The 22511-nt window shown below is 57.6% G+C and carries 17 protein-coding genes and 11 tRNA genes; 26 read left to right on the top strand and 2 right to left on the bottom strand.

The features are described from left to right. The first annotated feature begins 75 nt into the window (after positions 1 to 75). From AC2TF6_RS24850 to AC2TF6_RS24750, 21 genes are all read left to right on the top strand, one after another. A complete protein-coding gene (locus AC2TF6_RS24850) occupies positions 76 to 1608 on the top strand; it encodes an MFS transporter (RefSeq protein WP_491308947.1) in 1533 nt (510 codons plus the stop codon). A gap of 2 nt (positions 1609 to 1610) precedes the next feature. Beyond that, the gene (locus AC2TF6_RS24845) at positions 1611 to 4973 is read left to right on the top strand and encodes a glycoside hydrolase family 2 TIM barrel-domain containing protein (RefSeq protein WP_491308946.1); all 3363 of its coding nucleotides are present in this window, start codon (positions 1611 to 1613) and stop codon (positions 4971 to 4973) included. Between the two features lie 449 nt (positions 4974 to 5422). Further along, positions 5423 to 5494 (top strand) — tRNA-Glu (locus AC2TF6_RS24840). 22 nt (positions 5495 to 5516) lie between these two features. Beyond that, positions 5517 to 5592, top strand: a tRNA-Val gene (locus AC2TF6_RS24835). Between the two features lie 56 nt (positions 5593 to 5648). After that, positions 5649 to 5725: transfer RNA gene (locus tag AC2TF6_RS24830), tRNA-Asp, on the top strand. Between the two features lie 63 nt (positions 5726 to 5788). Continuing rightward, positions 5789 to 5864 (top strand) — tRNA-Phe (locus tag AC2TF6_RS24825). 17 nt (positions 5865 to 5881) lie between these two features. Further along, positions 5882 to 5957 (top strand) — tRNA-Thr (locus AC2TF6_RS24820). Positions 5958 to 5964: 7 nt separating this feature from the next. Continuing rightward, positions 5965 to 6050, top strand: a tRNA-Tyr gene (locus AC2TF6_RS24815). An 8-nt stretch (positions 6051 to 6058) separates the two neighbouring features. After that, positions 6059 to 6131: transfer RNA gene (locus AC2TF6_RS24810), tRNA-Lys, on the top strand. 17 nt (positions 6132 to 6148) lie between these two features. Beyond that, a tRNA-Leu gene (locus AC2TF6_RS24805) sits at positions 6149 to 6233 on the top strand. A gap of 12 nt (positions 6234 to 6245) precedes the next feature. Next, positions 6246 to 6329 (top strand) — tRNA-Leu (locus tag AC2TF6_RS24800). A 390-nt stretch (positions 6330 to 6719) separates the two neighbouring features. Further along, positions 6720 to 7694 (top strand): sugar kinase, encoded by a 975-nt coding sequence (locus AC2TF6_RS24795; RefSeq protein WP_491308945.1) that lies wholly within the window; start codon positions 6720 to 6722, stop codon positions 7692 to 7694. 123 nt (positions 7695 to 7817) lie between these two features. Next, positions 7818 to 8489, top strand: coding sequence for a bifunctional 2-keto-4-hydroxyglutarate aldolase/2-keto-3-deoxy-6-phosphogluconate aldolase (locus tag AC2TF6_RS24790; RefSeq protein WP_491308944.1), 672 nt, complete (start codon positions 7818 to 7820; stop codon positions 8487 to 8489). 317 nt (positions 8490 to 8806) lie between these two features. Further along, positions 8807 to 8881 (top strand) — tRNA-Gly (locus AC2TF6_RS24785). 9 nt (positions 8882 to 8890) lie between these two features. Further along, a tRNA-Gly gene (locus tag AC2TF6_RS24780) sits at positions 8891 to 8961 on the top strand. A 425-nt stretch (positions 8962 to 9386) separates the two neighbouring features. Further along, positions 9387 to 9620: a hypothetical protein gene (locus tag AC2TF6_RS24775; RefSeq protein ID WP_491308943.1), complete on the top strand. Its 234-nt coding sequence runs from the start codon at positions 9387 to 9389 to the stop codon at positions 9618 to 9620. 159 nt (positions 9621 to 9779) lie between these two features. Continuing rightward, a complete protein-coding gene (locus AC2TF6_RS24770; RefSeq protein WP_491308942.1) occupies positions 9780 to 10541 on the top strand; it encodes an alpha/beta fold hydrolase in 762 nt (253 codons plus the stop codon). Between the two features lie 3 nt (positions 10542 to 10544). Continuing rightward, positions 10545 to 10997, top strand: coding sequence for a GtrA family protein (locus AC2TF6_RS24765; RefSeq protein ID WP_491308941.1), 453 nt, complete (start codon positions 10545 to 10547; stop codon positions 10995 to 10997). 186 nt (positions 10998 to 11183) lie between these two features. Beyond that, the gene (locus AC2TF6_RS24760) at positions 11184 to 12482 is read left to right on the top strand and encodes an MFS transporter (protein WP_491308940.1); all 1299 of its coding nucleotides are present in this window, start codon (positions 11184 to 11186) and stop codon (positions 12480 to 12482) included. 135 nt (positions 12483 to 12617) lie between these two features. After that, complete coding sequence (locus tag AC2TF6_RS24755) at positions 12618 to 13253, top strand: serine/threonine protein kinase (RefSeq protein WP_491308939.1); 636 nt, start codon at positions 12618 to 12620, stop codon at positions 13251 to 13253. A gap of 82 nt (positions 13254 to 13335) precedes the next feature. Then, a complete protein-coding gene (locus tag AC2TF6_RS24750) occupies positions 13336 to 13581 on the top strand; it encodes a hypothetical protein (RefSeq protein ID WP_491308938.1) in 246 nt (81 codons plus the stop codon). Between the two features lie 48 nt (positions 13582 to 13629). On the opposite strand, the gene AC2TF6_RS24745 is transcribed toward AC2TF6_RS24750, so the two are convergent. Beyond that, the gene (locus AC2TF6_RS24745) at positions 13630 to 14568 is read right to left on the bottom strand and encodes an ABC transporter permease (RefSeq protein WP_491308937.1); all 939 of its coding nucleotides are present in this window, start codon (positions 14566 to 14568) and stop codon (positions 13630 to 13632) included. Further along, positions 14552 to 15481 carry an ABC transporter ATP-binding protein gene (locus AC2TF6_RS24740; RefSeq protein WP_009672176.1) on the bottom strand — a complete coding sequence of 310 codons (930 nt, stop codon included), beginning with the start codon at positions 15479 to 15481 and terminating at the stop codon, positions 14552 to 14554. The genes AC2TF6_RS24745 and AC2TF6_RS24740 overlap by 17 nt, the downstream gene beginning before the upstream one ends. 271 nt (positions 15482 to 15752) lie before the next feature. Here AC2TF6_RS24740 and AC2TF6_RS24735 point away from each other — a divergent pair, with 271 nt between their 5' ends. From AC2TF6_RS24735 to AC2TF6_RS24715, 5 genes are all read left to right on the top strand, one after another. Next, entirely contained in the window at positions 15753 to 16763 is a 1011-nt protein-coding gene (locus tag AC2TF6_RS24735) for a substrate-binding domain-containing protein (protein ID WP_491308936.1), read from the top strand. Beyond that, on the top strand, positions 16760 to 18331 hold the full coding sequence (locus tag AC2TF6_RS24730) for a sensor histidine kinase (protein ID WP_491308935.1): 1572 nt from the start codon (positions 16760 to 16762) through the stop codon (positions 18329 to 18331). The genes AC2TF6_RS24735 and AC2TF6_RS24730 overlap by 4 nt, the downstream gene beginning before the upstream one ends. Continuing rightward, the gene (locus AC2TF6_RS24725; RefSeq protein WP_491308934.1) at positions 18306 to 19922 is read left to right on the top strand and encodes a response regulator transcription factor; all 1617 of its coding nucleotides are present in this window, start codon (positions 18306 to 18308) and stop codon (positions 19920 to 19922) included. The genes AC2TF6_RS24730 and AC2TF6_RS24725 overlap by 26 nt, the downstream gene beginning before the upstream one ends. A 175-nt stretch (positions 19923 to 20097) precedes the next feature. After that, positions 20098 to 20706: a pentapeptide repeat-containing protein gene (locus tag AC2TF6_RS24720; protein ID WP_491308933.1), complete on the top strand. Its 609-nt coding sequence runs from the start codon at positions 20098 to 20100 to the stop codon at positions 20704 to 20706. 461 nt (positions 20707 to 21167) lie between these two features. Beyond that, positions 21168 to 22499 (top strand): ABC transporter substrate-binding protein, encoded by a 1332-nt coding sequence (locus tag AC2TF6_RS24715; RefSeq protein WP_491308932.1) that lies wholly within the window; start codon positions 21168 to 21170, stop codon positions 22497 to 22499. The last annotated feature ends 12 nt before the right edge of the window (positions 22500 to 22511 follow it).

Below are 22511 nucleotides of genomic sequence, written 5' to 3'. Positions count from 1 at the left end.
GGAAGTTAATTTGGGAGCTTCGGACAGCAAGGGGATTGGACAGATGTGTTTAGTTTTCGCAGCAGCAATACAAGCATGACAATCGGAGTCAGGCGGTTTCTGGCGACGGAAGCGCTGTATGGGATCGGAATCGGGCTGTATTCGCTGGCCCTGAATCTTCACCTGCTGGCTCTCGGCGCAAGCGGCGGCCAGATCGCGAGCATTTCCGCCGTGGGTATTCTCATCATGGGGATCGGTGCGCTGCCCGCCGGTATGCTTGCGGGAAAAATCGGCCGCAAGCCCATGCTGCTGGCGGGCTCGATGCTCGTTGCCGCGGGAGCGGCCCTATTCGCAACCGGGCGCAGTCTGCCGGTCTGGTATGCGGCCCAAGCGGTTGCGTCAGCCGGATTTATGTGTATCGAGACCACGGAAATCCAGCTCTTGTTTCGGTACTGCCGATCCCGCCGTGAGGAGAGCCGGGCTTTTCACGGGATGTTCGCGGTGTTCACCGCATTCACGGGACTCGGCAACCTGGTCGGGGGCATACTCTCCCGGGCGGACGCTTCGGCCGCAGGCCACGCCCCGTCGCTCTATGCTTCCGCCGTGTGCATCGCGGTGCTGTCTCTGCTGCGCTTGCGGCTGCTTCCGGCGGAACGGGCGGCGGGCGGCAGCGGCGGAGAGACTTTGCCGGCGATGGGCGGTCCCGGAGACAGCGACCGTCCGGGAGCGGCGGCAGCGGATGCATCCGGGAGCGGATTGCGTCCCGGAGACGAAGCCGCTGCGGGAGGAGCCGCAAACGGCAACTGCGATGCGGCGGAAGCTGACAGAAGGGGCCGTGACATCAGGGATAACGGCCCCGGAGACAGCGAGCGCAGGGAACCGGCGGCAGCGGATGCATCCGGCCGCGCAGCGCGCGGCGCCGAGGAGAAGCACGCGTCCCGCAAGGGGCCGGCGAAGCCGTCCGTATCAGGCGGAAGGCGGCAGGCGGATTCGCTGCCGCGTTTGCCGCAGGGAATCCGCAGGCTGCTCCGCAAGCGGTCGCTCTGGCTGCTCGCCGCCAACGCCTGCCTGATCGGATTTGTCTTCTCGTTCATCGGCCCGTTCATGAACGTGTATCTGAAGTTCCGGGCGGCATGGGAAGACGATCTGATTTCTTACGTGTATACGGTCAACGGGCTTGTGCTGTTTGCCGCTTCGCTGGCCGCTCCCAAAATCATGGAACGCTGGGGAGCGAAAGCCGCCTTTACAGGCGCGTTCCTCGGAAACGCGGGGCTGGCTCTTCTGCTCCTGATCGCGCAGCCGGCCCCGGTATTTGCGGCCTTGCTCGTTCTCCGCAGCGGAAGCTTTTCGCTGCTCGGCAATCTGGTCGACAGCGAAACCATGTCTTCGCTGCGAGAAGAGGACCGCAATCTGTACGCGGGAATGCGGGCAGTTTTCCGCTGTATCGGGTCGTCTTTGTCGACGATGACGGCGGGTTTTTTTATGAATGCAGGTGATTACCACACTCCGTTTCTCATTGCGGGCGTGCTGCTGATCGTGAATTTTATGTATTTCCGCAGCCGTGTGCTGCCTTTAATCATCAAACGGGACGACAATTTAAGGGGTGAGCCCCAAACAGGAGGAGCATAGACATGAAGGAACTACATTTGCAGCGCCGGGATTGGGAAAATCTCGACGTGCTGGAGCGGGACCGTCTGCCGGCCCGGGCCAATTTTATTCCCTACGGAGAAGAGAAAGAGGCTCTTACTTACGCCGGAGAGCGTTCGGACCGGACGCTGCTCCTTAACGGTACGTGGGCTTTCCGGTACACCGGCTCGCCCGAGGAAGCACCGGTCGGTTTTTATGAGCCGGAGTTCGACGCGTCCGCCTGGGACCGGCTTCCTGTGCCGAGCTGCTGGCAGCTGCACGGGTACGGCGCTCCCCATTATACGGATTTGTACTATCCGTTCCCGGTTGACCCTCCGCGTGTGCCTGCGGACAATCCTACAGGTAGCTACCTGAGAGAATTTACCTTGCCGGACAATTGGACGGATAAGGACATTGTTATCGGGTTTCACGGAGTAGACAGCGCCTATAACGTCTGGCTGAACGGGGAGTATGTCGGGTACAGCGAAGGGAGCAGGCTGACGGCGGAATTCGATTTGACGCCTTTTATCCGCAGCGGACGGAATGTTCTTGCCGTGCAGGTATATCAGTGGTCGGCCGGAAGTTACCTGGAAGACCAGGATATGTGGTGGCTCAGCGGTATATTCCGCGATGTCGTCCTTACGGCCCGGCCCAAGCTGCATCTGCAAAATATCCGGGTACACGCCGGGCTGGATGAAGCATGCAGGCACGGGCTTCTCCGTATGGCTGTGACGGTAGCTGAAGCCGCAGGATGCGCTGCGCGGATCGGCGGCCAAAACGGCGAACGTAACGGCACGCAAACTGGCACGCAAACCGGTGCACAAAACGGCGCCCGGAACGGTTCGCAGACCTGGACGGTGTCAGCGGGCGACACGGCTAGAGGTCCATTCACTTTAGCCTGGAAGCTCCAGAACCGTGAGGGGAATCTTATCGGCTCTGGGGAAGAAATCGGGCTCGCAAACAATGGGAAAACGGACGAAATCGCCGGAACGGAGAAGGAACGGTCATTTACGATTGAAGCGGAAATCAAGGAACCCCGCAAATGGTCCGCGGAAACGCCTTATTTGTATGACTTGATCGTCACTCTGCTGGACGAAGAGGGAGAAGTGCTGGAAACGACAGCGCTGAAAACCGGTTTCCGCCGCATCGAGGTCAAAGGCGGCCTCATGCTCGTTAACGGGAAAGCGATTCGTCTGCGCGGAGTGAACCGTCACGACCATCACCCCGATACAGGCAGAACCGTCACACCGGAAACGATGGAGAAGGACATCCGGATGATGAAGCAGCACAACATCAATGCGGTGCGGACGGCTCACTACCCGAACGACCCGCGCTTTTACGACCTGTGCGACCGGTACGGCCTGTATGTCATGGACGAAACCGATCTGGAGACGCACGGCTTCGAACTGATCGGGGACGCTAACCGGCTCAGCGCCGATCCCGTCTGGGAGCATGCCTATGTGGACAGGATGCGGAGAATGGTGATGCGCGACGAAAATCACCCTTCGATTATCATGTGGTCACTCGGCAATGAATCCGGCTTCGGCTGTAATCATGAGGCGATGTACAAGTGGTGCCGCTCTTACGATTCAACGAGACTCGTTCATTACGAAGGAGACCGCGAAGGAAAAGCCTGCGATGTGTTCAGCACCATGTATTCCTCCCCTGAGAAAATGCGCGGGTTCGGGGAACTGAAGGACCTGGACAAACCGCATATCTTATGCGAATATGCCCATGCCATGGGGAACGGCCCCGGCGGGCTCGAGCACTATGAGGAGCTTTTCAGAACGTATCCGAGGCTTCAGGGAGGATTCGTCTGGGAGTGGATCGATCACGGACTGCGGCGGAAAAAAGCGGATGGCCGCGAATATTTCGCTTACGGCGGGGATTACGGCGATCAGCCGAACAACGGCAACTTTTGTATCGACGGACTCGTAACGCCGGACCGCACGCCGTCTCCGGGTCTGATGGAATACAAGAAAACGATTGAACCGGTATCGGTAGAGATCGCAGGATGGGAGCCGGGCAAAAACGAAGGAGCCGCCGATCTGATTATCCGGAACCATTACGATTTTATCTCGCTTCAAAACTTCCGCTGCACGTGGAAGCTGGAGGCGGACGGCCGCCTCGTCGGCGGAGGCCCGGCCGAGCTGCCGGACCTGGCCGCCGGAGAAGAGGGAACTCTCCGTATTCCCCTTCCTGTGCCTGCGGCAGATGAAAGAGGCCCGGCCGAGTACTGGCTGACCGTGCGCATCGTGCTGGCCTCCCCGGCAGCTTGGGCGGAGGAAGGCCACGAAATTGCGTGGGCGCAGTTTCCGCTTCATGCCTGCTCCGAAGAGGCAGAGCCGGTGACTTCGCCGGAGGCTGCCGTCTCCAGCGTGCCGGCAGGCGCACCCGGAGCGGCGCTTGCGCATCAAGAGCCCGCCCCGGCAGCAGCCGCCGCAGCCGCCATCCGGGTCGAAGAAGCGGACCGCCTGCTCACCTTGACGGGAGCGGACTTCACGCTCGTCTTCGACCGGGGCCGCGGGCGCATCGCCTCCTGGCGGCACGCGGGCACCCCGGTGATCGCCGAAGGCGGCGGACCGCGGCTCGCCTTGTGGCGCGCACCGATCGACAACGACATGTACGTTGTCGCCGACTGGCGCAAGGCGTGCGTGCACATGGCGGCCGACGATGTGCGCGGCAGCGGCTGGGAGCGGCTCGCGGACGGCTCCGTGCGCGTGACCGTCTCCATCCGCACGGCACCGCCCGTGTACGCCTGGGGCTTCTCCTGCACGTGGGCCTACACCGTTCGTCCCGATGGGACGGTGGATTTGAACGTGCAGGGCGAACCGGACGGCACGCCGCCGGAGATGCTTCCCCGCATCGGCCTGCGGATGGAGCTGCCCGGCAGCATGGACCGCGTGACCTGGTACGGGCTCGGTCCGGGGGAATCTTACCCGGACAGCAGACAAGCCGCGCGGATGGGCTTGTACGACGCCGCGGTCGACGACATGCGCTTTCCGTACGTAAAGCCGCAGGAAAGCGGCAACCGCTCCGATGTGCGCTGGGCGTACCTGCGCGGCGTGCAGGGCTCCGGGCTTTTGGTGGCCGGCCAGCCGGTCTTTGACTTCGGGGCCAGCCGCTACACGCCGGAGGACCTGGAAGCGGCCTCCCACGAGTGCGATCTCGTTCCGCGCGATTATGTCACGCTTCATCTGGATTACAAGCAGAACGGGCTGGGCAGCAACAGCTGCGGGCCGAAGCAGCTTCCGCCGCATGTGCTGGAGCCGCAAGCTTTTCAGTTTGCGGTACGGCTCAAGCCTGTATCCGGCGATGCTCATCCTGCACAGACAGCGGGTGCTCTTCGTTCCGGCGGCATAAGCTGAGCAAGAATCCCTTCAAACCAAACACGTCCGATGCTCCTGTGAGCAAGGGCGTGTTTTTTTAAAGCTTTAGCCATGAATGAGTCTGCGTAACTATCCACTCTCTGAATCATGAATAGAGTCATGCACATGTGTGGGAGTTTACGTCAGCGCGCGGTGCTTGGCGTCACATGACAGTGGTCGACCATAGTGAAAGTCATGCCCGCGTATGCGAATTTATGTTCCTGTATTAGGCTCGTAAATTGACATCTAGTGATCCGGATACGTCCTGCCACTTTTCAAGCGTGACCTCCGGAACCCTTGATTTTACTGGAAAAACTGCGGTTTTAGTCGTCAAAAACAGCATGCCCATATAGCGGAAATTTCTAGGATATTTTGGATAGAAGAAAAAGCTTGTAATCTTTTAAATTTCTGATACAATAATCCTTGTCGCCAAAAAAGACAAACATCAAGGCCCGTTGGTCAAGGGGTTAAGACACCTCCCTTTCACGGAGGTAACAGGGGTTCGAATCCCCTACGGGTCATTCTATTCCTACTAGAAGATATGGACGCTTAGCTCAGCTGGGAGAGCATCTGCCTTACAAGCAGAGGGTCGGCGGTTCGATCCCGTCAGCGTCCACCATCCAGATTTTATGAGTCCGACAATCATAATTTTCCTGGGACTAGGGAATACTACTTGGAGCTGTGGTGTAGAGGCCTAACATGCCTGCCTGTCACGCAGGAGACCGCGGGTTCGAATCCCGTCAGCTCCGCCATTTAAGTTTCACAACCGTTCATCGATCCCGCATATTCCGATTGGGTTGGTGCAAACCATGCAAGGCTCGGTAGCTCAGTCGGTAGAGCAGAGGACTGAAAATCCTCGTGTCGGCGGTTCGATTCCGTCCCGAGCCACCATTTAGACAACCTTATATGCCGTTGTAGCTCAACTGGTAGAGCAACTGACTTGTAATCAGTAGGTTGGGGGTTCAAGTCCTCTCGACGGCACCAGTTTCATGGAGGCTTAGCGAAGTGGCCAAACGCAGCAGACTGTAAATCTGTTCTCTGACGAGTTCGGTGGTTCGAATCCATCAGCCTCCACCAGTTTTTAAGAGCCATTAGCTCAGTTGGTAGAGCACCTGACTTTTAATCAGGGTGTCGAAGGTTCGAGTCCTTCATGGCTCACTTTTCAAGTGTCTTATGCGGTCGTGGTGGAACGGCAGACACGCTATCTTGAGGGGGTAGTGCCCAATGGGCGTGAGGGTTCAAATCCCTCCGACCGCACCATCAAATCCTCATGCGGACGTGGCGGAATTGGCAGACGCGCTAGATTCAGGTTCTAGTGGTGTAACAGCCGTGGAGGTTCGAGTCCTCTCGTCCGCATTACGCATCAACAACGAAGAAAGCCTTGAGCAATCAAGGCTTTTTTTGTTTTTTCCGGAAGTGTTAGAAATGGGGTAGAGAGGTTCGTTTTGTTCGTTTTTTTGTTTGAATGAACATTTTCATACCTAAAAAGAAGTCCTTTCTGCTATAATGAAGAGGGAACGGATTCTTTTTAATTAACCAATCCGAACAGGAGCTTTCTCCGATGACGGATTCAAGGATGAGATACAAACCTGTACGGAGTAATCCCATAAGGAAAAACTTTTTCGGCGCATGATTGTGCGGACAAGGGATCATTTTTCCGGGAATTAAATGAAGCAAGCATGGCCGGGTGCCGCCTGTGGATGATGCCTGAGCCTGCGAGAATCTAACGGTCGAGGTGGATAAACGATGGAGCAAGGCAATGAGCAGTCCCCTATTTATCCGGATGTGGTGACTTTCGGGGAGTCGATGGCTCTACTGATGCCGGATTCGGGAAAAGGAATTGAATATTCACCGCAGCTGACCGCTTCGTTCGGCGGGGCCGAAAGTAATGTGGCGATCGGTCTTGCACGGCTCGGGCATCGTGTCGGGTGGTTCGGACGCCTGGGGAAAGACCCTTTCGGCCGGATGGTCCTCAAAAAAATACGCGGCGAAGGCGTGGACGTCTCCAGGGCCGTGTTATCGTCCGAGGCGCCGACGGGTTTGATGCTGCGGGAAGCGGTATCGGGCAAAGCCTCCGTCTACTACTACCGCAAAAATTCGGCCATGAGTCTGATGAAGCCGGGCGATCTCGATGAAGATTATATAGCCGGGGCCAAAATTCTGCATGTAACCGGCATCACGCCCGCGCTAAGCGATAGCTGCAAAGAAGCAGTGATCGCCGCCGTCCGCATGGCCAAAAGGCATGGGGTGAAAGTCTGCTTCGATCCGAACCTGCGGCTTAAGCTCTGGGGGATCGGGGAAGCCAGAGAGACTTTGCTGTCCCTGGCGGAGGAGGCCGATTATTTTCTTCCGGGTCTGGATGAGCTTCAGCTCCTTTACGAAACGGAAGATTTCGACGGGATTGTCGAAAGGCTGAGCAAGCTTCGTGCCGTGACCGTGCTTAAAGGCGGCAACGATGAAACGTTCCTGATCGAAGGCGGCCGCGTGTCCTCCGTTCCTTTTGTCAAAGCGGAGCGGGTGGTCGATACGATTGGAGCAGGTGACGGCTTCTGTGCAGGCTTCCTGTCCGGCATTCTGCATGGGAAGAGCCACCTGGAAGCGGTGGAGCTGGGCAGTCTGCTCGGTTCGCTGGTCGTTCAGGCTCCGGGAGATTGGGAAGGCCTGCCGACGCGTGAGGAAGTCGATGCCGTGCTTCAGGGAAGCCGTCATATCGAGCGCTGAGCGCTGCACAGTCTTGCCGTTAAGTCTGATTGAGGTTCATACGGCTTATCAGATAAAAGGCGTATCCGCCGCCTCTTACTTGCGGAAACTGATTTTACCGACAGAGAGAGGATGAACTGACCCATGAAAAAGATACAGCTGATTCAAAAAATTACGGAACAGGGCGTAGTCGCCGTTCTGAGAGGCAAGACGCCCGACGAAGTCGTCGAAGCCGCCGAACAGGCCATCGAAGGCGGCATCAAAGTCATCGAAGTGACGATGACGGTGCCTTTTGCGCTCCAAGCCATTGAAAAGCTGGCCAAAACATACAGCAGCACGGCGCAGGACGCCTCCAAATTCGCCATTATCGGCGTAGGTACCGTTCTGGACCCGGAAACGGCGAGAGCGGCCATTCTGAGCGGCTCGGAGTTCGTGGTGGGGCCTTCCCTGAATCCGGCGACCGTGGGGCTCTGCAACCGGTACCGCGTGCCGGTAATGCCGGGCACGATGACCGTCAAAGAGATCCAGGAAGCGCTGGAGCTCGGCGTGGATATCGTGAAGCTGTTCCCGGGCAATTTGTACGAGCCGTCCGTGATCAAGGCCATCAAGGGGCCTCTGCCGCAGGCAAACATCATGCCGACCGGGGGCGTATCCTTGGACAATCTGGCCGATTGGATCAAAGCGGGTGCCGTCGCTGTCGGAATCGGATCGGATCTGACGACCGAAGCGTCCAAAACCGGCGATTTCAGCCTGATCGCGAAGAAAGCGGCTCAGTACACGCAGGCTTTCAAAGAGGCTAAAGCGGCTCTTTCCTGAGAGCAGCGGACGAGGCGGACGTTCGGTGTGTGATTGGCCACCATTCGTCTTATGCGACCCATACCCCGCACTGGGAGCTGCGCGCGGCGTGAAAAGAGAAGAGGGCAATTGGCAAGGCGAGCCATTCAGGTAAAGAGGAAGGATCGGAGAAGTCTACTCCGGTCCTTTCTTTTTATGTGCGGAAATGAGGGTTTTTCCTTGTTTATAGGGGATGTAAAAAATTGGATTTAAATTTAGACGGAAAAAGGATTGAGTTTTCGTGAATTATTTGTTATGATATCTCTTGTCGATTCGGAAATGTTTCGAACGAAAAGTTTGCGGAAGTGGCTCAGCGGTAGAGCATCGCCTTGCCAAGGCGAGGGTCGCGGGTTCGATTCCCGTCTTCCGCTCCAATCACCTTTGCGGGTGTAGTTCAATGGTAGAACTCCAGCCTTCCAAGCTGGTAGCGTGGGTTCGATTCCCATCACCCGCTTACAAGATTCAGAAAAAGCAGTCTCCTTTACGGAGGCTGCTTTTTCTGTGGCCGCGACGGATACAGCGTTCAGCCCTACTAGAACCAGGCACAGCGATACCTGGCTTTTTATATTGCCACGTTTCCATCCCTCTGCCGATTATGCAACATTTACCTTCCTGTGCCGTTTAACTGGGTAGAAAGCTATAGGGGGATCTTATGCGACGGAACAAATGGATAGGGCTGTCCACCGGACTCGTTATCTTAGTTATCGCTGTGATCGGGGCTGCTTCGCTTTGGCTGCCTTCAGCCGAGCTTACCCTGGAGAAAGTGGTTCTCAACTGGAATGGCCGCATCATCGAGGTGCCGCAAGCGGACTCCCTGTATCAACGTCTGATAGACGAGGCCGAGAAAGTGATAGAATCTACCGCGAAGGGGCCCTGCAAGTGTACGGCCGATCTGACCGGGGTATGCCGGACAAGCCCGGGCTGCTTCTTATGCTGCCGCCCGGCCAGTCGGTCCGCATTTGGAAGGAGCTGCCGGTCGCCACGGCGGTCCATGATGTCCGCAGGCTCTACGTGCCGTTTCTAGACGGCGGGGTGTATGAAGTGGGTAGAGAGAACGTGGATGCCTTTAAAAAGACCGCCGTCGAGGCTGCCGGAAACTTACTCCGGGGATAAGGTAGGCCGGGAAGCGGAGCTGTGATACGATAGGCGTTGAAGAAGACGGAAACGGCCGGAGAAGGACAGCGGACATCCATTGGTTCGGATCGGCAAAGCAGAGATGGCCTGGAACGGAGAGAAGACGAATTTCCCTGGACGGATTCAAGGAGGCGGAGAATGACTGGAAAAAGACGATCCCGCGGAAGAAAGTGGCTTCTGGCGCTGGTGATCTTTATACTCGCCGCCGGAATTGCGGCGGCATTCTATCTGCGGCCGTACGGGCCGGACCGCACGGCGGTCGAAGCCATGCGAAGCGGCGGGGGTGTTACCGTTACAGACAGCAAGGATGTAACGGTTTACGAAGGCGCAGAGCCGAAGGAGCCGGGCGTGATCTTCTACCCGGGCGGCCTGGTGAAGCCGGAGAGCTACGCGCCTCTGGCCCGGGAGCTGGCTCAGCGCGGGCACCGCACGGTGGTCGTCAAAATGCCGCTGAATTTGGCGGTACTGGGAGGCGGCCGTGCCTCGGAAGTGCTGGCGGCCCGTCCCGAGGAGTCCTTCGTCATCGGAGGGCACTCGCTCGGAGGCGTGATGGCGGCCCGCTATGCGGCGGAGCATCCGGAAGGGCTGCGGGGCGTGTTTTTCCTGGCGTCGTACGCCGATGACAAAGGAAGCCTCCGGGATAAAGGGCTTCCGGTTCTCTCCGTGACCGGTTCGGAGGACGGCGTGCTTAACCGCGACAGCTTCGAGAAGAACAAGAAGAACTTGCCGGAGGACGCCAAGCTTTTGACCCTGTCGGGAGGCAACCACGGCCAATTCGGCAGCTACGGCCCTCAGAAGGGCGACCATGCGGCTTCGATCTCACCGGAGGAGCAGACTCGCCGGACGGCCGAAGCGATTACAGACTGGATGACCGGAATCCGGGAGAAGGGGAAGAACTGACACGTGACAAACGATAACAACGGGCAAAAAAAGCGGCTTAACCCGGAAATGCTCCGCCTGCTCCGCTTCGGGGCAGTGGGAGTCGGCAATACGGCGGTGGACTGGGCCGTGTTCTGGCTGCTGTTCTCGGGCCTGCACCTGCATTACGGAGCGGCTCAGACGGTCTCGTACTTGTGCGGGACCTTGAACAGCTACCTCTGGAACCGGAAATGGACGTTTGCCAGCAAAGAACCGGTGCGGGTATCGGAAGCATTAAAGTTCCTGCTGGTCAACGGACTGTGTCTGGGGCTGTCCTACCTGCTGCTCTATGTGTGCAGTGATGTGCTGGGCTGGAACATGCTGCTTAGCAAGCTGACGGTGACGGTTCTGCTGCTTCTGGTGAATTACGCCGCCAGTAAATGGTGGGTTTTTGCTCCTGGCGAAAAGCGCAAGGAAGGCGAATCATTTGAGCCTTAATTCGGACAGAAAATTCGCCGGATTTTAGAACAGACGGCGGAGTATTTTTGCAGTATAATGGACCTGAACTTCTGTAACGGATAAAAGATGTCTTCTTTTGTCCGTCTTCTTTTACCCGACGCGTAAACGCAACCATTTTGCTGACGAAGCCGGAAAACAGCACCGGCTCAAAGGAGAGCTACCGACGTGCAGGCCAAGACCCGCTCCTGGAACCGTTTTACCCCGACCCGTAAACATCTTTGGATCGCGACTCTCGAAGGGGCTCCGGCCACGGTGGTTCAAACCCTTCTCAACGGTCCGTTCCTGACGGGTTATTTGCTCTATCTCGGCGCAACGTCCGCACAGATCGGACTTGTGCTCGCCATGACGACGATCGTGAACGCCGGTCAGATCCTGATGGCTTTTTTTATGCAGAGATGGAAAAACCGGAAGCTGCAGATTCTCATCTTCGGAGGGCTTCACCGGATTCTGTGGGCGGCAACGGGATTGATTCCGCTATTGCTGGACCGTGATTTGTGGATTCCGGCTTACATCGCCTTGTATACGTCGGCTTTTCTTTCGAACGCCTTCGGGGGTGTGGTCTGGTCCACACTGATGGCCGATATGGTGCCGTCTTCGGTGAGAGCCCGTTATTTCGGCATCCGGAACATGATGCTGAACGCTCTCGGAGCTCTGTGCCTGTTTGCGGGTGGGCAAATACTCGACAAGCTCGGTAACGAGGCGGGGTTTGAGGTTCTTTACCTGGTGATCGGCACGGCTGCGGTGCTCAATGTAATCGCTTACCTGTTTTATCCGAATCCGCCTTTCGAGCCTTCCGCGGAAAGCGGGCTCCTGCCCATGCTTACGCGCCCTATGAAAGATACTTCGTATATCAGGGCGACGGCGTTCCTGTCGTTCTGGCTGTTTTTACAAGGGATTGCGGTGCCGCTCTTCTCATATGTCATGTTGAAGCTGCTGCAGGTAAGCTATGAGACGATTTCCGTGCTAACGGTGCTGCAGACGGCTGTGATGATGATTTCTTTCTACGTCTGGGGAAATCTTAACGCGCGGTGGAGCAACCGGCGGCTTCTCTTCTGGACGCTCCCACTTTTGTCGCTGTCGTGTCTGCTGTGGGGGATGCTCGCCTGGCTTCCGGCCCTTCCGGTGCTGATTGCGGTTCACATCCTGCTTGGAGCGGGGACTGGGGGATTCAACCAACTGGCTTTCAATTTCATTATCGGGGATACGCCGAGGGGCGAGCGGCCGATGTTTATCGCCATGTACAACACCTTGACGGGGCTGGCGGCTTTCCTGGGCCCCCTGCTCGGGGGCATGCTGTACGAAAAGGCGGAAGGGATGCCGCTCTGGGTTCAGCAGTACGGAATTGCCGCAGGAACGGGAACGGTTATGCTCGTCCTGGCTCTGACCCTGGGGCGCAGAGTGCTGCTGGAGCGGCAGAGCCGCAGTACAAAGACGGAGACGCCGGATAAAAGCATGCCGGTTTAGCTCCGCACATACAGCCTTGGACCGGAAGAGTGCGGCGCGCCGTGCTCTTTTTTTGTTTGCGGAAGCGGAAGGTCCATTGTATCGGCACCCGGAACCCTCTACAATAAGAGCATAAGAACTCGTTGGGAGACTAAAATGGAAGCATGGATACAAAAGATCGAACGGGAGCTTCTGCCCGGCCTCGACTTTGAAAGCGAAAATCCCTATGACCCCGTCGTGGTGCATAAACTTCCCGCCCCCTGGCAGTTAGTCGGTGCGGGCAATTACGCGGCTGTCGTCTCGCATCCGGACATGCCCGGGCTGGTCGTTAAAGTATACGCCTCCGGAAGAGACGGCTGGGAAGACGAGGTCGAAGTGTACCGCAAGCTGGGCGAGCACCCCGCGTACTCCCGCTGCCATTATGCGAAAAAGCCCTACCTCATCTTGAAACGGATGAACGGGAGGACGCTGTACGATTGCATCCGTTCGGGGATACGGATACCGGAGCGGGTCATTCTCGATATCGAAGAAGCGTGCGATTATGCGCGAAGACTGGGACTGGTGCCGCAGGATCTGCATGCCAAGAATGTCATGATGGAAGACGGACGCGGGAAAGTGCTGGATGTTTCCGATTTTCTGGACGACACGCCGGATACGATGTGGGAGGATATGAAGAAAGCCTACTACCGCCTGTATCTGCCGCTGTTGTCCAAGCACCCCATTCCGATGCCGGACACGCTTCTGAACGGCGTACGCAAAAGCTACCGCTGGCTCCGCCGCAACTCCTCTTAGGGGGAAGCGGGATGAGCCTGCGCCGGTTTATTCTCCGCCAGAGAGAAAAGCCCTCCCGGAGCAGGGAGGTGAACGGCACCCGTTGATCGCTCGCGCTGCCTCCACGGGAGTATACCGGCACTACGGGAGACTGCCGTCAAGCGTCGCCGCTTGCGAACGCCGGCTCCAGTCCGCTGCAGCCGGTAAGAAGTTCGGGCGCGAAGCGCTCCCGGTACTGCGCGGAACAGCCGGACGCCCGGCATACGTAAAAGCCGCACCCTTAACAAACGGGTGCGGCTTTTCTGGCTCCGTGACGGAGGCCCGGTTCCGCGTCAGCGGCCGGCAGTGAGGGCTGCTTAAGGCTGCGCGCGGGCTTTTTCCATGCAAGAATAGGAGCTTACATGACGTCCCGGCGGCGGAACACCGTCCAGGTGAGCACGTTAAAGACGATAAAGTAAGCGGCCAGCACGAGGATCGAGAAGGTCATCGTCATGCCCGGAACAAGAGGCTGACCGTGCAGGTAGCGGGACAAATCCATGTTGGAGAACAACAGGTATTTGCTCCAGTCGTACCGGCTCAGAATCATGCTGACCGTGTTGCCCAGGAACATGATGCAGAGCGAGATCCCGATCGCAAGCGAGTTGCTGCGGAACAAGGTGGAGATCATGAAGGCGAGCGTGACGATCATGATCAGCTCCACGCATTTGAACCCGTAGGTGCTCAGCATGTCGGTGATGATGTTTTTCTCGACGATGGCTCCCATGCTGTTCAGCTCCAGAACGGTCGGGCTTGTTCCCGCGCCTCCGTAAAGCACCAGGTTAATGGCCAGGGCCGAAGCGAATAACACGAGCAGCATAAAGATCGAGAACTGGAAGCCTGCCGCGTATTTGGCGAACACGATCTTCGATCTCGAAACGGGCCGGATCAGCAGCAGCTTGATCGTTCCGCTCGAGAATTCGCCGGACATGGCGTCGGCGGAGACGACCACGGTGAAGACGGTAATGACCGCGATCAGACTGGACATGGAGCCGACGGCCTGCCATACGGCAGCCTGATTCGGTGATATATCCCGGTTCAGATATTCCTGGGCCAGCTTGATCTGCTGATCCAGATCGGCCGCGTTGTCCGGAAAGTCCGCTTTGATCTTCTCCAATTGCTCGATGCGCTGAGTCTGTGCCTGACGCCAGTCCGCGCTGTTCATGTCTCTGGAGTCGTAGTGCATCAGGAACGAAATCAGCCCCACCAGTCCGACAAGCAGAATGACCATAATCCAAGTAGTCAGCCGGCGGTAAATTTTCATATTTTCATTACGAATGAGGTTAAGCAATTTGATCACTTCCCGTTATCTGCAAGAATTTGTCTTCGAGCGATTGCGTGAGCGGCTTCATCGCGTACAGGCGAAGACCCGCCTGGATGAGCAGAGCGCCGATGTCGGCGGCTCTTTCGCGTCCGATCGTGAGCTCGATGCCGTTCGGATGCGGAGTCACGTGCAGGTGCGGATCAATTTCCTGCACCACAGCCTGCGCCGTCGCCGGATCGTTAACTTCGAAGAAATAGGACGTCTCCTTCGGCGCAGCCCCTTCTCCGCGCAGATCCTGCACGTCGACGAGCTTGCCCTGCTGGATGATGGCGACGCGGTCGCACATCAGCTCCATCTCCGACAGCAGGTGACTGGAGACGACGATGGCGATGCCTTCTTCGCGGGCCAGCCGGCGAAGGTAGTCGCGCAGCTCCCGGATGCCTGCCGGGTCGAGACCGTTCGTCGGCTCGTCGAGAATGAGCAGGGACGGCCGGTGCAGCAGGGCCTGAGCGACGCCAAGCCGCTGGCGCATGCCGAGCGAGTAGGTTTTGACCTTCTCTTTGATGCGGTTTTTCAGCCCGACCAGCTCGACGACTTCGTCGATTCTCGACTGCGGGATGCCGCCCGGAAACATGCGGGCGTAATGCACGAGGTTGTTCTGCCCCGAGAGGAATTTGTACATCTCGGGATTCTCCACAATGGCGCCCACGTGCTTGATGGCGTCTTCGAAGCGGTTCTGGATCGACTGTCCGTGGATCACGATGTCGCCTTTGTTCATTTTCATCAGACCGACGATCATGCGGATCAGCGTCGTTTTACCGGCCCCGTTCGGCCCCAGAAATCCGAAGACTTCGCCGGGATACACTTCGAAAGACAGGTCCTGGATAATCTTTTTGCCGCGTATCGTCTTGTTGACGCCGCGTATTTCCAATACGGGTTGATTGTTCATTTTTTTCTCTAACCTCCAAAAAATCCGTAATCCGTTATCACTCGTGCAGTGCTCTCGGTTTCTCATTATATAGACCGTTCGTGTCCGGTCACACCGACTCAGGTCTAGGTTTGCTGCCCGACCTTGGTACAAAAAAGTCCCCGACCCCGCCCGACCAAATGGAGAATTTATTTGCTATAATAGGCATACCCATCAAACTGTAACCGTATACAATTTAAAAAAGGCGCGGCGGGGACATCGCTAAAACCGGATTTTTCGGAGGAGGAGCAACGTGAAGAAATGGGCCCCGTCCAAGTGGACCGTCGGCCTCGCCGTGCTGTTTGCGCTGTTCGTGCTGCTGCTCGGCAGGTTTGCTTATACAAACGCCCAGATCAACGGGATTGTCCGGGACATACAGGACCGCGGTCATACGCCGGTTCCAGGCGGAAAGACGAAACATGTGGTCATGATCTCCCAGGAGCTGGACAACCCTTTCTGGCGGACGATTGAGAAAGGCGCAAGGGACGCCGCGGAGCATTACAACATCAAGCTGGAGTACAGCGGTCCTTACCGCAACGATATTGAAGAGCAGACGGAGCTTTTCGGCAAGGCGATCGCTGGTAAGCCGGACGGGATTCTCATCCAGGGAATCCGCAGCGAAGCTTACAACAAACTGATCGACAAAGCCGTCGAACAAGAAATCGCCGTTCTGACCGTCGATACGGACAGCCCGGACAGCCGAAGGTTGAGCTATGTCGGCACCGATAATGTGGAATCCGGACGGCAGTTGGGCGAGCTTGTGGCAAAAGCTTACGAAGGCCGCAGCGCGTCCATCGGCATGGTGATCGGCAGCTATGAGGCCGGCAACCAGCAGCAGCGGCTGGAAGGTTTCCGTTCCGTTGTGGACGCCGAGCCGAATCTCAAAATCGTGGAGGTCGGCGTCTCCAACATCTCCCGCATCCAGGCGACCCAGACCGCCGAGCACATGCTGCGCAGCAGGGAAGGCATTGATGTGATGGTCGGCACGAGCGCGCTGGATGCGCTCGGTATTTTGCAGGCGTCCAAAAGCTTGAATAAACAAGAGCAGGTCCGCATTTTCGGATTCGATGACCTGACGGAGACGCGCGAAGCGCTGGCCCGCAAGGAAATTGAAGCGTCGGTGATCCAGAAGCCGTATACGATGGGCTTCCAGTCGGTCGAAATGCTGAACCGCTATTTTCAGGGTGAAGCGCTGCCCGATTCTGCTTTTACCCGAATAGATATCTTGAATCCGCAAAATGCGGGAGTGGCGGTGGCGCCGTGAGTATCCGCATGAAGCTGTTCCTGTTTATTCCGGCACTTGTCATTTTGATGAATTCGGTTACGTTTTTTATTTATCAGAGCGGACGGACGGTCCAGGAGAGTTACCATTTGACGATGGACCGGATCTTGCTGTACAAGGAAATCGCCCATAAAACGGAAGAGAGCCTAAGATTGCTCAGCAGCTACCTGATCGATCTGAACGGAGAAGGCCGCGGAGCTTTCGTCGCGCTCCAGAACGAGCTGCGCAGCCTGCAGGAAGGGCTGGAGGCGGACGCCAGAAGCGAGGAGGACAGCTTCGCGCGGAGAAATTACGCGAACATGCTCGGCACCTATCTGGGGGCGGCCGATTCCGTTCTTACGGCGGTTGAGAGCAAGGATATGCAGCGGTATCTCCAGAGGTACGAGGAAGCGGACAAAACCGCGGGCTATATCAAGGCGGAACACCAGAACCTGGTGGATCTGGAGCTGAGCTTCTACCAGCCGCTCTACAGGCAGATGCTGCTTAAAACGGGCGAAATGAACATGCTCGGCCAGACGCTTGTCGCGGTGAACATGCTGCTCAGTCTGGTTTTCGCCATCTGGCTGTCCCAGAGCATTACAAAGCCGATCGGGCGTCTGGTGCACGCCGCCAGGCAAATGTCCAAAGGCAACCTGGACGCGGCCCCGCCGCCCGTGCAGAACGAAGACGAGATCGGCATCCTGACGCTCGCCTTCGGGCATATGCAGGTCAATTTGAAAGAACTCATCGCGAAGAACCAGGCCAATATGGAGAAGGACAGACTTGTAAAAGAGCTGGAGATAAAAGCGCTGCAAAGCCAGATCAATCCCCACTTCCTGTTCAATACGTTGAACGTGCTGTCCAAGCTGGCCCTTCTGGAAGGCGCCGAGAAAACAAGCGACCTGACGGTGTCGGTGTCCAACCTGCTCCGCTATAATCTCCGCAAGCTGGATCAGCCGGTTACCCTTCGCGAGGAAGTCGATCACGCGCGGGAGTATTTTGCCATCCAGCAGTCCCGTTTCCGGGATCGGATCTCGTTCGAGACGGACATAGACGAGCGGGTGCTGGATCAGCAGATTCCGTGCCTCACGCTTCAGCCGCTGCTGGAAAATGCCTTCATGCACGGGATCGAAAGCATGGAGGAGGGAGCTTTCATCCGGCTCGGCATCAAGAAGGCCGGAGAGAACATCCGCGTCACCGTGGCGGATAACGGAGCGGGGATGGACGAGAAAACCCGGTTTCATTTGCTCCGTTATGGATCGGAGTCCGCTGACGGGGCGGGGTTTGCTGCGCGTGAAGGGAACTTCTCACCCGGAGGAGGGGAAGGTTCGCCGCTGGCGGAGGCAGCCCCCGGGTATGAACGCAGCCGCGCGGGCAGGAAACCGTCCACGGGCCTCGGGACGCAAAATGTATTCCGGCGTTTGCAGCTTTTTTACGGAACGGACGGATTAATTGAGATTGAGAGTGTTCCCGGAAAAGGCACGACCGTGGTGCTTACACTTCCGGAAATGACCGGACAGCGTGCCGGGACAAGGGGGAATGCCTATGTACCGCTTGCTGATCGCGGATGACGAAGCGCTGGAAAGAGAAGGGCTGGAGTGGATGATATCGCGCTCCATGCCCGGCATATTCGAGGTGATACATGCCGAAAACGGGCGGACGGCCATTCAGCGAGCCGAGCAGCACCGGCCGGATATCGTGCTGATGGATATTAAAATGCCGGGAATCGAAGGGCTGGAAGCGCTGCGCCGCATAAAAGACATACATCCCCGGATGAAGCTTGTGCTCGTCACGGCTTATGATTATTTCTCGTATGCCAAACAGGCCCTGGAGATCGGAGTCCGGGATTATATGTTGAAACCCGCGAAGCGGGAGCAGATGATTGGACTCCTGACTTCACTTGTGCAAGAATTAAAAGAAGAGCATGTCCGCCGGGAAGAAGAATTGAAGACTACGGAAAAACTGGCCCGTCTGGAACCGTTGGCGGAGAGCGAACTGGCTATGCATCTGATGCGGGAGCGGACTTCGGAAACCGGAGAGAGCGATCTGCTGGAGCTGCTGGCCCTGCCCGCCGATCCTTCGGGTTACGCGCTGGTTCTTTCATTCGAGGAAGAGGAGCCGCATCGCGTAAGCGGCGGACCGGGACTCTGGGGAGGCGGCGGAGAGAACGGGGACACGGCTTCCCGGAAGCATATATACGACGCGGTCAAAAGCTGGTGCCGCTCACGTTACACGTGCGTGGTCAGCCCGCTTATGGGCCGTCACCTGGCTGTTTTTGTGATCCGGCCCGGTGAGAGCGAAGAGAGTGGCGGCGCCGGCCGGTCTTCGCATAGTGAGCCGAAGAGTGCTTCGGCAGAAGAAAGCGCGCGGGCATGCGGTGAAACCGCAGCCTTCGGGGCTGCCGGGGCCGCGGAGAAGGCCGAAAGCGGCCGGGATGGCGGAACTGGAGCGGGGAGCAGCCAGCACGAGGCAGCTGCGGCGAATGCCGCACTGGCCGCCGGCAGCGGCCTAGACGGGGCGGCGGCGGTGAAGGCGCGTCACGGCCAGCCCGACCCGCCTGCCGCAGCCGCAAGCAAGCTGCACGGCTACGTGAGCGGCCGGCTTGGCCGGCGGGCGACCGTCGGCGCCGGCAGAGTGCATCACGGCCTGACCGGGCTGCGCCGGTCCTACGCCGAAGCCTGCGCCGCCGTTATAAACGCGGACGAATCTGCGTTTGTCCGCGTTTATGACGGCGAATCCGCAGGAGGCGGCCCTCCTGTCCCGGCAGAAAACGCCGCGGCAGGTCACGGCGTTCCGGGCGAGCTGGAGCTTGCCGCGCGGAGGCTGCTGAGCGAGCGCGAAGAGCGCACGACCTCCGTGCTGAAGGAGGCCAAGGATTGGATCGACGCACACTTCGTCGAGGAGATTACGTTGGAGCAGGCGGCGGAGCGGGTGCATTTGAGCCTCCATTATTTCAGCAAAATGTTCAAGCGGCATATGGGGGAGACGTTCATCGATTATGTCACCCGCCTGCGCATCGAAAGGGCCAAGGAACTCATGAAGAACGACGAACTGAGTCTGAAGGAAGTCTGCTTCGAGGTCGGCTACAAGGACCCCAACTACTTCAGCCGGGTATTCCGCAAAGTAACCGGGATATCCCCGACCGGATACCGGGGGCGTTAGCTCCATGGCGTTGTCTGTGGCTGACGACCGTCATTCGCCGCCCCGCCGAGCTGGGAGCTCGCGGCGTGCGAAGGGGATACATCGGCGGCCCGGCAGCAAACCGCGCAAGCTGCACAAACTGCGTGGTAAAGCGGATTTTTTGACAAGTATACACTCATAGAATGGAAGAGGACTTATGTATTCTTATATAGAAGAAACTTACACAGGTACGGATTTCAGCGGGCGCGATTTGGGAGAGGGAGAGCTGCGGAACTGCACGTTCGAACGATGCCGCTTTATCGGCACCCGTCTGGAAGAAGCCTGGACCGAGAGCTGTCAATTTATCGACTGTGACTTTTCCGGAGCGCAGTTCAACGCCTCCTCGCATAAGCGGAGCGCTTTTACCAACTGCCGGTTCCGGGGAGCCAATTTTTTTGTTGCCAAATTTGAGGAGTGTAAGATGATCGGCTCCGATTTTAACGAGGCTTCTCTGGACGGAATTACGATTGCCGGGGGAGACTGGTCTTACACGAATTTGCGTTTTGCGAATTTATCGAAGCAGGCCATGAGGGGAATCCGGCTGGTCGAAGCCGATTTATATTCCTGCAACCTGGAAAAGGCCGACTTGAGGGACGCCGATCTCACAAGGGCGAGAATGGGCAAATCCCGGATGCAGGGGGCGGACCTGCGCGGAGCTCTTATGGACGGGGTCGATTTTATGTCGCTCGATATAAAAGGGGCCCGCATGGACGCCCATCAGGGAGCGGCTTTCCTGCGCGCATATGGAGCCAAAGTAGACGACTAGACCGGGAAAATGAAGGGAGCGGGCCGATCCGCTCCCTTCGATTCCTTTCCTCGATACGCGGCGGAAAGTCAGGCCGTGAAGGATGGCCGCTACGGAGCGTGCAGCTCGGCACGCATGCTTCCATGAGAGAAAGAGTCATTCGCCGCCGCGTCACGTTTGCCCAATATAGACCTAGACGCTTGTTCACAGACCGGGAAGGCGGAAGCCGCCCGGCGAAATCCATTCCGTTTGATAGCGGGATGGATTTTTTTGTGGAGATGAGGACCTGGCAGCGCAAAATAATGCTGATTTTTGAAAACAGACAGAGAGCACTGTCACAAACCGCAAATCATTCCAGAACCCGCACAAACTTGTGCAGATGATTCCGCAGCCGGTGGCCGTCAGCTCATGCTACGATATTTATGTAAGCGGATACAACGATGATGCAGCTCATAAATATAACGAAAAAGGGGATCGATCCTATGAAACGCAAGATGGTCACCGTACTCTCCGTCATGACGATAGGTACGGCACTGCTCGCAGGCTGCGGGTCCGGAGAAAGCGGCGGGAACGGAGCGCAGACAACGCCCGGAACGTCTTCACCGGCCCCGTCGGCAGCGGCAGGCGGCGCCAAGAAAGTGGAAATTTTCAGCTGGTGGACAGGTGCCGGTGAAGAAGCGGGCCTTAAAGGGCTCATTGATCTTTTTAAAACGAAGAACAAGGACATTGAGCTGGTCAACGCGGCCGTAGCGGGCGGCGCAGGCACGAATGCCAAAGCGGTGCTTGCCAGCCGGATGCAGGGCGGCGACCCGCCCGGTACGTTCCAGGTGCACGGAGGCGCTGAGCTGAATACGGGCTGGGTGGCGGCCGGCAAGATGGAAGCGCTGAACGATCTGTACGACAAGGAAGGCTGGAAGGATAAATTCCCGAAAGATCTGATCGACCTTGTGAGCAAGGACGGCAGCATTTATTCGGTTCCGGTGAACATCCATCGCGGCAACGTCCTCTTTTACAATAAAAAAATATTCGACGCGAACGGCCTGAAGGCGCCGAAGACGTTCGACGAGTTTATCCAGGCGGCCGACGCGCTGAAAGCGAAAGGCATCATTCCGCTGGCGATGGGCGATAAAGAGCCTTGGACAGCCACGATGATTTTCGAAAACGTGCTGCTCGGCACACTCGGTCCGGACGACTACAAGAAGCTGTGGACGGGTGAGATTTCCTTCGAGGACGCCAAAGTGAAGCAGTCGCTGGAAACGTTCAAGAAGATGCTTACTTACACGAACAAAGACCACGCCGCCCGCAACTGGCAGGATGCGGCCCAGCTCGTGGCGAAAGGCGAAGCCGCCATGAATATCATGGGCGACTGGGCGAAGGGTTACTTCACCACCGATCTGAAGCTGAAGGCCAATGAAGATTTCGGCTGGGCGGCGACGCCGAACACCGAGAACAGCTTCATGGTCATTACGGACACCTTCGGTTTGCCGAAGGGCGTGAAAGATCCGGAAGCCGTGAAGGAATTCCTGAAGGTGCTGGGCTCCGTCGAAGGACAGGACGTCTTCAACCCGCTGAAGGGCTCGATCCCGGCACGCACCGATGCCGATACGGGCAAGTATGACGCCTACGGCAAGCAGACGATCGAAGAGTTCAAGAAGAGCAAGCTCACGCCGAGCATGGCGCACGGCTCAGCGGCTCCGGAAGGCTTCGTGACTCAAGCCAACCAGGCGATGACCATCTTCGTCACGAAAGGCGATGTGGAACAAACGGCCAAGATGCTGCAGCAGGCCGCAGCCGCGAGCGGCATGAAAAAATAACGAAAACGGTCA

It is taken from the genome of Paenibacillus sp. JNUCC 35 (assembly GCF_058269095.1).
This window is presented reverse-complemented; position numbering and strand designations above follow the sequence as displayed.